11 protein-coding genes and 1 pseudogene are annotated in these 14,314 nt (G+C 37.4%); 5 read left to right on the forward strand and 7 right to left on the reverse strand.

Features of this window, described 5'->3' with window-relative positions; genetic code table 11:
- Positions 1 to 12 precede the first annotated feature (12 nt).
- From dltB to uvrB, 4 genes are all read right to left on the reverse strand, one after another.
- Positions 13 to 1,272 carry a D-alanyl-lipoteichoic acid biosynthesis protein DltB gene (dltB, locus tag STRPS_RS10020; protein ID WP_007895143.1) on the reverse strand — a complete coding sequence of 420 codons (1,260 nt, stop codon included), beginning with the start codon at positions 1,270 to 1,272 and terminating at the stop codon, positions 13 to 15.
- On the reverse strand, positions 1,269 to 2,813 hold the full coding sequence (gene dltA / locus STRPS_RS10025; RefSeq protein ID WP_007895122.1) for a D-alanine--poly(phosphoribitol) ligase subunit DltA: 1,545 nt from the start codon (positions 2,811 to 2,813) through the stop codon (positions 1,269 to 1,271). Before dltA ends, dltB begins: the two co-directional genes overlap by 4 nt.
- A 12-nt stretch (positions 2,814 to 2,825) precedes the next feature.
- The gene (locus tag STRPS_RS10030; RefSeq protein WP_003082556.1) at positions 2,826 to 2,960 is read right to left on the reverse strand and encodes a teichoic acid D-Ala incorporation-associated protein DltX; all 135 of its coding nucleotides are present in this window, start codon (positions 2,958 to 2,960) and stop codon (positions 2,826 to 2,828) included.
- Positions 2,961 to 3,230: 270 nt separating this feature from the next.
- Positions 3,231 to 5,222, reverse strand: a complete 1,992-nt coding sequence (gene uvrB, locus STRPS_RS10035; protein ID WP_007895142.1) for an excinuclease ABC subunit UvrB — start codon at positions 5,220 to 5,222, stop codon at positions 3,231 to 3,233.
- Positions 5,223 to 5,394: 172 nt separating this feature from the next.
- On the opposite strand from uvrB, the gene STRPS_RS10040 reads away from it, so the two are divergent.
- From STRPS_RS10040 to pnuC, 4 genes and pseudogenes are all read left to right on the forward strand, one after another.
- A complete protein-coding gene (locus tag STRPS_RS10040) occupies positions 5,395 to 7,569 on the forward strand; it encodes an ABC transporter substrate-binding protein/permease (protein ID WP_007895098.1) in 2,175 nt (724 codons plus the stop codon).
- The gene (locus STRPS_RS10045; protein ID WP_007895119.1) at positions 7,569 to 8,309 is read left to right on the forward strand and encodes an amino acid ABC transporter ATP-binding protein; all 741 of its coding nucleotides are present in this window, start codon (positions 7,569 to 7,571) and stop codon (positions 8,307 to 8,309) included. The genes STRPS_RS10040 and STRPS_RS10045 overlap by 1 nt, the downstream gene beginning before the upstream one ends.
- 376 nt (positions 8,310 to 8,685) lie before the next feature.
- Positions 8,686 to 10,179, forward strand: a pseudogene (locus STRPS_RS10860) (ATP-binding cassette domain-containing protein).
- A 41-nt stretch (positions 10,180 to 10,220) separates the two neighbouring features.
- Positions 10,221 to 10,940, forward strand: coding sequence for a nicotinamide riboside transporter PnuC (gene pnuC / locus STRPS_RS10060; RefSeq protein WP_037598969.1), 720 nt, complete (start codon positions 10,221 to 10,223; stop codon positions 10,938 to 10,940).
- Between the two features lie 107 nt (positions 10,941 to 11,047).
- Here pnuC and STRPS_RS10715 read toward each other — a convergent pair whose 3' ends face one another.
- The 3 genes from STRPS_RS10715 to STRPS_RS10525 all read right to left on the reverse strand — a co-directional run bounded on the left by STRPS_RS10715 (position 11,048) and on the right by STRPS_RS10525 (position 12,850).
- Positions 11,048 to 11,221 (reverse strand): hypothetical protein, encoded by a 174-nt coding sequence (locus STRPS_RS10715; RefSeq protein ID WP_007895138.1) that lies wholly within the window; start codon positions 11,219 to 11,221, stop codon positions 11,048 to 11,050.
- A 136-nt stretch (positions 11,222 to 11,357) separates the two neighbouring features.
- Positions 11,358 to 12,671 carry a GTPase ObgE gene (gene obgE, locus STRPS_RS10070; RefSeq protein WP_037598972.1) on the reverse strand — a complete coding sequence of 438 codons (1,314 nt, stop codon included), beginning with the start codon at positions 12,669 to 12,671 and terminating at the stop codon, positions 11,358 to 11,360.
- A gap of 50 nt (positions 12,672 to 12,721) precedes the next feature.
- Positions 12,722 to 12,850: a DUF4044 domain-containing protein gene (locus STRPS_RS10525; protein WP_007895079.1), complete on the reverse strand. Its 129-nt coding sequence runs from the start codon at positions 12,848 to 12,850 to the stop codon at positions 12,722 to 12,724.
- 169 nt (positions 12,851 to 13,019) lie between these two features.
- Between STRPS_RS10525 and STRPS_RS10075 the strand changes: the two genes are divergently transcribed.
- Complete coding sequence (locus STRPS_RS10075; RefSeq protein ID WP_007895096.1) at positions 13,020 to 14,261, forward strand: aminopeptidase; 1,242 nt, start codon at positions 13,020 to 13,022, stop codon at positions 14,259 to 14,261.
- Positions 14,262 to 14,314: the final 53 nt, after the last annotated feature.

A 14,314-nucleotide genomic window follows, 5' to 3' on the forward strand; every position in this document is an offset into this window, starting at 1 on the left:
CATTTTCCTTTTTTAATAACGCATAGGGTGGATCCAGAAACGATCCAAAAATCCTGAGAATAATAGTAACGAAATCATTACTATATGAAAAGTTACTGCAATCGATAGGTAATGGTAAGCTTTACTTGTAAATAGTGGTGCTAAACCTTTTTGCTTACGGTTACGATTAATGGTTTTCTTCTTACGAATCCAGGCATCGGTTATAATAAGGCCAAGCCCATGAAAAACACCATAGGCAACATAGTACCACGTAAATCCATGCCAGAATCCCATAATGGTCATATTAACTAAATAGGCGAAACCAGAGGTAACATTACGGTTTTTAAAGACTTTATGCTTAATGAGAAAATGAACTAACCTCATAAAAACAAAGTCCCTAAACCAGAATGATAATGTCATGTGCCACCTATTCCAAAATTCTTTTAAATTTGGAGCTAGGAAAGGCAGATGGAAGTTTTCTGGTGTCTTAATCCCCATTATATTTGAGATGGCAATGGCAAACATAGAGTAGCCAGCAAAATCAAAGAAGAGATTTAAGCCATAGAGGTACATAACCAAAATAAGATAAATATTGAATGGACCACCCGTAGCAATCGTTTTCGTTTCTACGATCGGCAACGAAACGCTCCCCAAATAATAAGAAATGATAAATTTATAAAGGAAGCCAAGCATGATATACATAACAGACTTATTTATCATTTGCAAATATTGCTCTTTGTCAGGAAGATTCTGGTAATCCTCTTGAAAACGTCTAAAGCGATCAATTGGTCCACTTGAAAAAGTTGGTAAAAAGGTTAGAAAGCGTAAAAATTCAAGAAAAGTAAATTCCTTTAAAATACCGTCTCGCATCTCCATTATCATACCAACACTTTTGAAGGTTAAATAGGATATCCCTAAAAAACTAAAAAGTGACTGGTTAGGATGAGCCATATTAAAAGGACTCAATTTCACAAAAAATAAAGGAAGGATGGTTAATAGTAAGGTTAGCGCAAAAACAATGAAATGGTCATTTCTTTTTCTATACCATTTGTAACTAAAAACACAAACTGTCTGCCAAACAACATAGATAAGAAAAGCTTTTAGCTGACTTGTATGGTCCTGACCAAACATCATCAAAATAAAGGCTGCCGTTACTAAAAATTCATATAAAGGGAGGCGTCTACGATAAAAGAGACCAACAATAATAGGCAGTAATGCTAAAATTAAATAAACAAAATATATAGGATTTGAATAGGGATCTAAATAAGGAATCTTTTGAAGTACTCCCATCATCTATTGTTCACCTCGTTTATCAAAGTTTTAATATCTGTCTTGCCATTTTGAGTCATCGGCAAACCTTGACGATAGATGAACTTAGAGGGCATCATATAAGACATCATGCTATCTTTTAGAGATTCCTTGATAGCTTTTGTGACATCAATATCACGTTCAAACTGTTGACGGACACCATCTTTGAGGACAACGAAAGCCAATAGATTTTGTACCTTATGCTCTGCATTGTAACGAGGAACGGCAACTGCTGTATCTACATACGGTGACTGTTTTAATTGCTGTGAAACGTCCTCTAGCTCAATACGGTAGCCGCCATATTTAATTTGGAAATCTAATCTGCCACCATAACAGAGAATGTTATCCTTGGTAAAATAACCTAGATCACCGGTATGATAGGCTGGTTGACCTTTATAGGTGAAGAAGGCTTCTTTGGTTTTTTCAGGATTGTTAAGATAGCCTTTTGACACTGCCGGCCCCGTAACAATGATTTCACCACTCTCACCATTTGCGACTTCATTTAAATTTTCATCTAAGATATAGGTAGGCGAGTCTAGCTTAGTATAACCAATTGGTAAACGTGAACCAGCTGCTACCATTTCTTTGGTAATACGGATGGCAGATAGCGCTACTGTTGCTTCGGTAGGACCATAGGCATTAACAATAATAGCATTAGGGAAGCGTTCCATTAACTTTCTAGCTGTTGAGACAGTCAACTCTTCACCGTCAAAGTAAAAATGGGTTAACTGTGGCATTTTATCATGACAGAAATCGTCACTTAGCATAGCCATATCAACAAAAGATGGTGTCGATGTCCAAATACCTACTGGTAGATTTGTAATGGTCGTAAAGAGTTGTTTAAAATCAGAAACCAATTCTTTAGGCAAGGCATACAAGGTTCCCCCTAAGGCTAAAGTCGGCGCCCAGTACATCACTGATAAGTCAAATGAATAGGGAGGCTGAGCCAACATTTGTGGACGCTCAGGAGTGGAAAACTCTTGATCTTCAATCATCCAATTGGTAAAGCTTAATAAATTATCATGTGATATTTGAACACCTTTTGGCTTACCTGTCGTTCCTGATGTGAAGATAATGTAATAGTTATCATCTCCCTTGACAGAATGTGTTAAGGTAAAAGGTGATTGTTGAGCTTTGGCTTGATTAATAGCATCCAAATCAATAACAGGAGGCTCTTGATCTTTAAGTTCAATATTTAGTGGTTCAATAGCAATAATGAGACTTGGTTGTCCAATTTCAATAATATCAGACACCCGTTCTGGAGCAGAATGAACATCAACTGGGATGTAAGCATGCCCTGCCTTTGTTAAAGCAACAAAGGTTGCAATCATATCATAGGTTTGCGCTCCAAATACTAAAACAGGTGAGCCCACCTCTAACTGCATTTGGTTAATATAGTTTGCGATACTATCAGAATCTCGTTTCAGATCTCCATAAGTATGACATTCACCCATACAATTATAAACGGGGTAATCTTTTTGAAGGACTGCAAGTTCTTCTATTCTTTCAATCATATCTTTAATCATGACAAACTCTCCTTAAAACTCGTTGTAAATAAATGCACTTTGACCATGTCCTAAAAAATCAAAGATATAAATTAAAAGCATAAAAATAAGATAAAACAAAATGGTTTTTCCAATAAATATACTAATCTTTTTCCATTTTTTATTCATTTCAATTCCTTTTCACCTTATTCTTTACTTATCAATATACACCAGATATACTAGAAATTTTACCTTATTTCCAGTCAATCGGCAAGAAAAAGATAAAATTATTAAAAATATTTCGCAATTATGTTAATTTCTATACAGGTCTTTTTTTATGTGTTTTTTAATCGTAAGAATTTTTAACATTTATTGCTATTAACATACGGAACCTAACTTAAAGAAAACTTAAATGTGTTACAGTTTTATTACAAGTCCCTATTCACTCATAATAAATACTCAGTTTTCAAGTTTCAATTCTAAAATAAGGTCACGGATTTCAGCTGCTAATTCAAAATCAAGCATTTCAGCTGCTTCTTGCATTTGCTTTTGCAGCTTCTTGATGGCTTCTTTTCGTTCCGTCCGATTCATACTTGTATAGTCAACGCTTTCTTCAGCAATCTCCGAACCAACCTCTTTAGTGATAGCAATTAAATCACGGATATCTTTCTTAATAGTTTGAGGCACAATGCCATGTTTTTCATTATAGTCCATCTGGATATGTCTCCGACGTGCTGTTTCATCAATTGCTTTCTGCATTGAGTCTGTCATTTTGTCGGCATACATAATCACACGCCCTTCAGAGTTTCTGGCCGCACGACCAATAGTTTGAATTAGGCCACGCTCATTGCGGAGGAAACCTTCTTTATCAGCATCTAGAATAGCAACTAAACTTACTTCTGGAACATCTATCCCCTCGCGCAGCAAATTAATCCCTATCAAAACATCAAAAACGCCTAAACGTAAGTCACGGATAATCTCTGTACGTTCTAATGTCTTAATATCACTATGCATGTACTTGACCTTTACACCCATTTCTTTGAGATAATCTGTTAAATCTTCAGCCATCTTTTTAGTCAAAGTTGTGATGAAACAGCGTTCGCCTTTTGCAGAGCGGCTATTAATTTCCCCAAGCAGATCGTCCATTTGCCCCATTGAAGGACGCACTTCAATAACAGGATCTAACAAGCCTGTTGGTCGAATGATTTGTTCAATCACCGTATCTGTTTGTGCCATTTCATAGTCACCCGGTGTCGCTGAAACATAGACAATCTGGTGGACATGGCTTTCAAATTCTTCACGACGTAAGGGACGATTATCTAATGCTGAGGGTAATCTAAAACCGTAATCAACAAGCATTTTCTTGCGCGCTTGGTCGCCATTATACATGCCCTTAATTTGACCCATAGTCATGTGACTTTCATCTATCATAATAAGGAAATCCTCAGGGAAAAAATCAAGAAGAGTATAAGGAGGCTCCCCCGCTGAACGGCCATCCATGTGCCTTGAATAGTTCTCAACACCATTTGTATAGCCCATTTCCCGTAACATTTCAATATCATATTCTGTTCTTTGTTTTAATCGCTGTGCCTCTAGGAGTTTCCCTTCAGATTCAAAAAGCTTCAGTTGTTGTTCCAATTCCGCTTGAATTTTAGTAATAGATGCTTCCATATGCTCGTCATTCGTCACAAAGTGAGTAGCTGGAAAGAGAATCAGATGTTCCGCTTCGCCTAAAACCTTACCTGTTAAGCTTTCGATTTCTCGAATGCGATCAATTTCATCTCCGAAGAATTCAATCCGAAAGGCATGCTCATCACGTGACGCTGGGAAAACCTCTACAACATCTCCACGGACACGAAAACGTCCCCTTTGAAAATCTATATCATTGCGTTCAAACTGGATGTCAACAAGTTGATTTAATAACTGATCACGCGAAATTTCTTGGCCCGGACGCAAACTAACTGCTGAATCGGCATATTCTTTAGGAGAGCCCAGTCCATAGATACAAGACACTGAAGCGACAACAATGACATCATTACGTTCCAATAAGGAAGAGGTGGCGGAATGACGCAACTTGTCAATTTCGTCATTGACAGAAGAATCCTTTTCAATATAGGTATCGCTGGAAGGAACATAAGCTTCTGGTTGGTAGTAATCATAGTAGGAAACAAAATACTCTACAGCATTGTCAGGAAAAAATTCCTTAAATTCGCTGTAAAGCTGACCAGCTAGGGTCTTATTGTGTGCAATAACCAATGTGGGCTTATTAACCTGGTTAATAACCTGACTCATGGTAAAGGTTTTTCCTGTTCCTGTCGCTCCAAGTAAAATTTGGGCTTTTTCGCCACCTTCTATATTGTCAACCAACTCTGCTATAGCTTGGGGTTGATCACCAGAAGGTTGGTACTTAGAGACCAAGTGAAAGGTATTGTTTTCTCGTTTATCTATCATTCTATATCCTCATCAACAGACTTTATATGACTATTTTACCATAGTCAAAGTAAAATTAGAGAAAATCAACACAGACATCTCATGTCAGATTACCTGACATGGAAAGCGAATAAGTTTGCTATTGTCAGTGGTTTCTGATATAATAAAGCATATTTTTTCGAAGGAGATGTACATGAAGAACAAAATAAAAGGAGTTATCCTTGCTATTTTAGCTCTCAGTTTTATATTTAGTGGTATAGCAAATGCTGAAACCGTGACAATCGTGTCAGATACAGCTTATGCACCTTTTGAATATAAAGATTCTGACCAAATTTACAAAGGAATCGATGTTGATATTATCAAAGAGGTCGCTAAACGTCAAAAATGGGATTATAAAATGACTTACCCTGGTTTTGATGCAGCCGTGAATGCTGTGCAATCAGGTCAAGCAAAAGCTTTGATGGCCGGAACCACCATTACTAAAGAACGCCAAAAAGTTTTCAATTTTTCAGACCCATACTATGATACAAAAATTGTCATTGCCACTCAAAAAGCTAAACCTGTAAAAAAATACAGTGAATTAAACGGGAAAACAGTGGGTGTTAAAAATGGTACAGCTTCTCAAAGTTTCCTAGATAAGAATAAAGATACCTACGGTTTTTCAGTTAAAACTTTTGACACTGGTGATTTAATGTATAATAGTCTAGCCTCTGGATCCATTGATGCAGTAATGGATGATGAGCCTGTTATTCAATTTGCTATTAAACAAAATCAAGATCTTGCTATTAATATGCCTGGTGAGGCTATCGGTTCTTTTGGTTTTGCAGTCAAAAAAGGAACTGGTCACAATCAATTAGTAAGAGAGTTTAATAAAGCTCTCAAAGCCATGAAGGCTGATGGAAGTTACCAAAAAATCATGACAAAATGGTTAGGTGATGCAGCAAGTACATCAAATCAAGGCTTAGGCATTGCCAGTAAAAAAGCTAAACCTGAGAAAAAATCTTATAAAATTGTAGCAGACTCCTCCTTTGCTCCCTTTGAATTCCAAAATGACAAAGGACAGTATGTCGGTATTGATATGGAACTCATTAAAGCTATTGCTAAAGAACAAGGTTTTACCATTGAAATTGCTAACCCGGGGTTTGATGCCGCTTTAAATGCCGTTCAATCTGGTCAAGCTGATGGGGTTATCGCTGGGATGTCAATTACCGACGAACGTAAGCAAATCTTTGATTTCTCTGATTCTTACTATACCTCTAATATCTTATTAGGTGTCAAATCGGGCTCTTCTATCAAATCATACGAAGACCTCAAGGATAAAACAGTCGGTGCTAAAAAAGGGACCGCTTCCTATGATTTCTTAGATAAAAATAAAGAGAAATATGGCTACAAAATAAAAGCATTTGACGAAGCTTCATCTATGTATGACAGTTTAAATGCAGGATCAATTGTTGCTTTAATGGACGACGAAGCCATTCTTAAATACTCTATCCAACAAGGTCGTAAATTTGATACACCAATTGAAGGAGAACCCTCTGGTGAATATGGTTTTGCAGTAAAAAAAGGGACTAATCCTGAGTTGATTGACATGTTTAATAATGGACTGGCTTCTTTAAAAGAATCCGGTAAATATAAATCCATTATTAATAACTATTTAGCTTCTGATCAAGACTCTAAAGGCAAAGAATCTTCCATTGATGAATCTAATATGTTTGGTCTATTATCAAATAACTATAAACAATTGCTTGCTGGTCTGGGAACAACCTTAAGCTTAACCCTTATTTCTTTTGCTATTGCTATTATTATTGGGATTATCTTCGGAATGATGGCAGTTGCACCAAGTAAACAGCTCCGTATCATCTCTTCTATCTTTGTAGATGTTGTGCGTGGAATTCCTTTAATGATTGTTGCTGCCTTTATTTTCTGGGGTATTCCTAATCTCATTGAAAGCATGACTGGTCACCAATCACCAATTAACGACTTCCTAGCTGCGACCATTGCCCTATCCTTAAATGGTGGTGCTTACATCGCTGAAATCGTCCGAGGTGGTATTGAGGCCATTCCTGCTGGGCAAATGGAAGCTAGTCGTAGTTTAGGTATCCCCTATAAGCTTACCATGCGTAAAGTTATTTTGCCCCAAGCTGTAAAAGTCATGCTTCCTAACTTTATCAACCAATTTGTTATTTCCTTGAAAGATACCACAATCGTTTCGGCGATTGGTTTAGTAGAACTCTTCCAAACAGGGAAAATCATTATTGCTAGAAACTACCAGTCATTCAGAATGTACGCAATCTTAGCTATTATCTACTTGATAATGATTACGCTATTAACACGTTTAGCGAAACGCTTAGAAAAGAGGCTTAATTAATGGCAGAATTGAAAATTGATGTTCAAGACCTACATAAATATTTTGGTCAAAATGAGGTATTAAAAGGGATTAGTGCCCAATTTTATGAAGGTGATGTCGTTTGTATTATTGGTCCTTCTGGTTCTGGTAAATCAACTTTTCTAAGAACCCTAAATCTCTTAGAAACAATCACCATGGGAAAAGTCGTTGTTGACGGCTTTGAATTGTCGGATTCAAAAACTAATATTGATAAAGCACGTGAAAATATTGGAATGGTATTCCAGCACTTCAATCTTTTTCCACACATGACCGTTATTGAAAATATCATGTTTGCTCCAGTAGAGCTAGGAAAAGAATCTAAAGCTTCCGCCAAACAACATGCCTTAGAACTTCTTGAAAAAGTGGGATTGGCTGAGAAAGCTGATGCCTACCCGGCCAGCCTTTCTGGTGGGCAAAAACAAAGGGTAGCTATTGCGAGAAGTTTAGCCATGAACCCTGATATTATGCTCTTTGATGAACCAACTTCGGCACTCGATCCAGAAATGGTTGGCGATGTCTTAAACGTTATGCGCGACCTTGCTAAACAAGGGATGACCATGTTAATTGTCACTCATGAAATGGGCTTCGCAAGGCAGGTTGCTAACCGTGTTATCTTTACAGATGGCGGCCAGTTCCTTGAAGATGGAACACCTGAAGAAATTTTTGATCATCCTAAACATCCGCGACTTATCGAATTTTTAGATAAAGTCTTAAATGTCTAATACCAAAAGAACTCTCTCAAGGGTTCTTTTTCTTATGTACCATTTATTAACCTACATAATCCTCCCAAATAAAAAAGCCTTTAAGCTTTTTACTTATTATGATTGCATTAATCTTCTAATGGTGTTACAATGGGGTCAATAATAAACGGAGGTATAGGAGCTATGAACAACTAAAAAACTTTTTTTGAGAGATTTGTATCTTATCAAGCTAGGTTTTTTAGTCTGCTCTTATCTGAGTATGTATCTCTGAGGTACTGCTAATTTTTGGGTGCAAACTTTCTACTTTTCTTGTTAAGGTAGAAAGTTTTTTCTGTCTCTCATTTGCACTTCTTATCATGTCCACGATTAAGATATCACTAATAGACAGGAGGCATCTATGCTACAGTTAGACAAAGTAAATCTGACTCATACCAAAGACCTTTCCCCTCTCCTTAGAGACTTATCACTGACTGTCAATAATGGTGACAAAGTAGCCATCATTGGCGAAGAGGGGACAGGAAAATCTACCCTTCTCCAAGCCATCTTTCACACTGAAAAATTACCTGATTATGTTAATATGAGCGGGCTCATCAAGCATGATTTCACAAAAGTGATCTACCTGCCACAAGCATTAAATCAAGCCACCTTAACTAAATCCTTAAATGCATTTTTGTATGATGAAAAGGATCTCTCTTTTCTAGACTTTAATCTTTTCTTCCAATTGGCCCACTTTTGCCAACTGGATTTGGATTTTATAGATAAAGAAGGCCTTCAACTGAAAGATCTATCGGGTGGGGAGCGCCTTAAGCTACAAGTTATCAAAGCTTTAGCCCTCAACCCTGATTTACTCTTATTGGATGAACCTTCTAGTGACTTGGATTTAGAGTCCATCGTCTGGCTAGAAAAAATAATTCAGGATAGTCCTCAAACCATTCTCTTTATTTCCCATGATGAGAGTTTTTTGACTGCCTGTGCTACTGCTATTTTACATCTTGAATTAACCCAAAAACGTCGGAAATCAAAATGGACTTTCTTCAAAGGTTCTTACCCAGATTATAAGTCCCATAGACAAAATCAGTATCAAAAACAGTTACAAATTGCCACTAAAGCGCGTAGCGATTTCCAAAAGAAAAAAGCTAAGCAAGAAAGAATTCAAGACAGTCTCCATCATCGGCTAAATCATACAAAGGATTCAACAGCGGGTCGGCTACTAGCCAAAAAGATGAAGGCCATTAAGTCTCAAGAACGAAAGTTAGACATTACTAAAAACCAACTGGAAGAGTTTCCTGATGAGTTAGAAAAGATTGCCATTTTCTTTTCTGATAGTGTTCCCCTACCGAAAAACAAGATTATCCTCCATTGGTAAGATTGCATCTTAGCGACTGGGCAAAAAGTTAACCTCCTACTTCGAGGTCAAGACAAACTCGTTATCACGGGCAAAAATGGCGTGGGGAAAAGTCGTCTGTTGACAAAAATCATTACCGAGTTAGAAGGCAACTCCTCTTTTCGAGTTGGCTATATGCCACAACATTATGACGAGCATTTAGCAGAAAAGGAAAAAGTCCTTGACTTCCTTTCGCCGCAAGATCCAGAAAAAGCTAGATCTCTGCTGGCTAGCTTACAACTAACACGACAGGAAATAGAACATGATATCCGTCACCTTTCGGGTGGGCAAAAAGCTAAACTGTTTTTAGCCAAAATGGTTTTAGATAGGTGCAACATTTTAGTTTTAGATGAGCCGACCAGACACTTTTCTCCTACAAGTCAACCCTTAGTACGAGAATTCTTAGCTGGTTTTCCAGGAGCAATCATTAGTGTTTCACATGATCGTCAGTTCATAGCTGAACCCTACTTGAAAAAGTATCAGTTAGATGAGAAATTCCTCCTTTAAAGACCATTGACAGGAACTATAAGCTATGATTGAATAATACTATGGCATTATTCAAATACTTCACCAAGCTGGAATGGTTGATTTGGTTATTTTCCATGACAAGCATTATATCTTCCTATATTTTCTTTAATCAAGCTAACCTTTTGGCTTTAGCTGCTTCATTGATAGGAGCTACCTCACTGATTTTTTCAGCTAAGGCAAATCCTTTAGGACAGGGTCTGATTATCATCTTTTCCGTTATCTATGCCTATCTCTCACTGAGAAATCACTACTATGGTGAGGTTCTAACCTATTTTCTTTTGACCCTTCCTATGGCAATTTTTGCTTTGTTCTCATGGCTAAGTCATCCTTTTGAAGGCAAAAAATCACAAGTACTGATTAGCCGTCTAAAGGTTAAAGATATCTATATTTTAGCTTTTTTCACTTTTCTTGTAACCATTGTCTTTTACTTTATTTTAGATATTTTTCATACTTCCTTTTTATTAGTAGCTACTCTTTCCATCGCAACTTCTTTTGTCGCAACTTTTCTATCTTATAAAAGAAGTCCCTTCTATGCTTTATTTTTTGCTTTAAATGATGTGGTCTTAATCTTACTTTGGCTTCTAGAAGTAGACGCTGATCCTAGTCATTATTCTATCGCTATCTGTTTTATCATTTTTTTGATTAATGATATCTATACTTTTTTTAACTGGGTTAAGCTTCAAAAAGGCCAAGAACTGACACTAAAAAAGAGGCTGGAACAAAAAGATCTTAATTTTTGAGACTCCCCGCCATCAATTTTTCCAAGTGATAAATAAAATCCAAAAAGCGAACAAAACTCGTTTTCTGATACTCAGAATACTGTCTTGTTCGCTTTTTATATTTGAGCTTAGACTTTTGTCTTAGTCTCTTCTTTTTTGTTCAGTTTTTCTCGTTCTAGTCTGAGACGTCTATTTGGATTTAGCATATTAAAGAGTTCCTCTAACTTTTCTGCATTCCAAACATCCGCAGCTGAAACAAAATTACCATCTTTATCTTTAAAAGATATCGGTTTGTCACCCATTAGAACCCCCGTCCCATAAATAACATTATCGCTTGTATCACTGTAACTTTTAAATTATTGTCAACAGAAATAGACACATAACCTTTAGTAAAAGTTGTCAGAGCATCTATAGCATAGCTATCTAGTCTGTGCAACTTTAATCCACAAATTCAAACTCAAAATGACCAATTCGCACGATGTCTCCATCTTTTGCACCTCGCTCACGTAAAGCTTCGTCTACGCCCATTCCGCGTAATTGACGTGCAAATTTCATGATTGATTCATCCCTTTCCATGTTAGTCATCACAAAGAGACGTTCTAGTTTTTCACCTGAAAGTACCCAGGAAGCATCATCATCACGGCTAATTTCAAAATCCTTTTCTTCGCCATCAAAACCATAATAAACTTCTTCATCTTGAAAATCACTGTCATCATAAAGTAAGAATTCATCTGTTTTAGCTAAGAGCTCTGCTGTGGCATCCATTAAGTTATCTAACCCTTGCTTTGCAAGAGTGGAGACTGGAAATATTTTAGGAAGCTCATCAAATTCATCATAATTTGCAGCTAATTTTTCTTTAAATGTCTTTAAATTTTCCTCAGCTTCTGGCATATCCATTTTATTAGCAACAATAATTTGTGGACGCTCCAACAATCTTAAGTTATAGGTTTCTAGCTCATTATTGATAGAAAGATAATCTTCATAAGGATCTCGACCTTCTGAGGCTGACATGTCAATAACATGTAAAATAACCCGTGTTCGTTCAATATGACGAAGGAACTGGGTTCCTAACCCTACACCTTGACTAGCTCCTTCAATAAGACCTGGAAGGTCTGCCATAGCAAAACTATCTCCGGATTTAGTTCGTACCATTCCTAGGTTAGGAACGATTGTGGTAAAATGATAGGCACCAATTTTAGGTTTAGCTGCTGACACTACGCTTAATAATGTGGATTTACCTACAGAGGGAAATCCAACTAAACCAACATCAGCTAAAATCTTCAACTCTAATTCTAGGTCGCGCTCTTCACCAGGCTCACCATTTTCAGCAATCTCTGGAGCGGGGTTTCGAGGAGTAGCAAAACGGATATTCCCACGTCCGCCACGTCCGCCATGGGCCACGATATATTCTTGACCATTTTCCACTAAATCTGTGATAATTTTTCCAGTTTCAGCATCTTTAACTGTTGTTCCTTGAGGTACTGGCACGATAAGATCCTCAGACCCTCTACCGTGCATGCCTTTGGTCATGCCTTTTTCACCAGCTTTAGCTTTAAATTTCCGATTATAACGGAAATCCATCAGTGTTCTTAGGCCTTCGTCAACTTTAAAGATGACCGAGCCACCTTTACCTCCGTCGCCACCCCAAGGACCACCATTAGGAACATACTTTTCCCGTCTAAATGCAACCATCCCATCACCACCGCGACCAGCATGAACGCTAATCTTAGCAGTATCTAAAAACATACTCATATCCTTCTCTTACTTTCCCTTATTTTAAAAAAACGCCTGTTGGCGTTTTTTTACATCAATACTGATAGCGCACCTGCAATAAGGCCACCAACAGTTACAAGAACCATTAATATAACAACAAACATTGTGATTTTTTCAAAGGTTGTTTTTTTTCTAGGTCCATTTTCTCCAAATGCCACTTTGCTACCTCAACTAATAGATTTTTCTTTCTATTATCTTAACACGAAACTGAGCAATTAGCAAATAGCAAGTTACTAGCTGATTTCCTTTCAAGAAGGCGCTTCATCTTGAGCTTTTAGGTCTTTTATGCTAGAGTAGATTTACCATAATTAAAAAAAGGGGTCATCCATGGTTTTACCAAATTTCAAAGAAAATTTAGAAAAATATGCTAATCTTTTAATCACAAAAGGGGTTAATATTCAAAAAGGTCATACACTAATCATCGCCATCGCTGTCGAGCATCATTATTTAGCTTCATTATTAACAGAAAAAGCCTACCAAGCTGGTGCAGCTGAAGTTGTTGTTGATTACATTGACGATAAGATTGCACGACAACGTCTCTTACATGCTGATTATGAGCGCTTGGTTAATGTCCCAGACTACTTAGTCGAAAAATCAAACTACTTTTTAGAAAAAAATGCCAGTCGTCTCTTTGTTCGTTCATCTGATCCTAATGCCTTTGCAGGAGTTGATTCTAAAAGACTATCCGAAGCTACCAAGGCTACTGCAATTGCCCTTGAAAAACAACGTGCAGCTTCGCAAGCAAATAAATTTTCTTGGAATCTTGTAGCAGCTTCAAGCCCAGAGTGGGCTGCCATGGTATTCCCAGATCTTGCTACGGAAGAAGAGCAAGTTGATGCTTTGTGGGATGCTATTTTCAAGATGAATCGTATTTATGAAGAAGACCCTATTAAAGCTTGGGATGATCATCAAGCTAAACTGGAAGCAAAAGCAAAACTTTTGAATGATTACCAATTTGATGCCCTCCATTACACGGCCCCTGGAACTGATTTAACTCTAGGCATGCCTGAAAACCACTTATGGGAAGCGGCTGGTAGCAAGAATGCCCAAGGGGAAGAATTCATTGCTAATATGCCAACTGAAGAGGTCTTTACGGCTCCTGATTATCGCAGAGCTGATGGCTATGTCTCTTCAACGAAACCGCTTAGTTATGCTGGAGTTGTCATTGAAGGAATGACCTTTACCTTTAAAGATGGTCAAATTACAGAAGTAACCGCCCAAAAAGGGGAAGAAACTATTAAACGATTAGTTGAAGAAAACGATGGTGCTCGTTCTTTAGGTGAAGTTGCGCTTGTCCCTCATAAAACACCAATTTCACTTTCTGGTTTAACTTTCTTTAATACGCTCTTTGATGAAAATGCTTCAAATCACTTGGCTATAGGTGCTGCTTATGCTTTTAGCTTAAAAGGGGGAACAGAAATGTCTCAGGAAGAATTAAAGGCTGCTGGGCTAAACCGTTCAACTGCACATGTTGATTTCATGATTGGATCAGATAAAATGGATATTGATGGCATCACAAAAGATGGTCAAGTAGTCCCTATTTTCCGAGGTGGAGAATGGGCTATCTAAACTAAAGAGAAAGCTAGCTTGTCACTAGCTTTTTTTATTTATTAGACTTATAA

It is taken from the genome of Streptococcus pseudoporcinus LQ 940-04 (assembly GCF_000188035.1).
Classification (GTDB): Bacteria; Bacillota; Bacilli; order Lactobacillales; family Streptococcaceae; genus Streptococcus; species Streptococcus pseudoporcinus.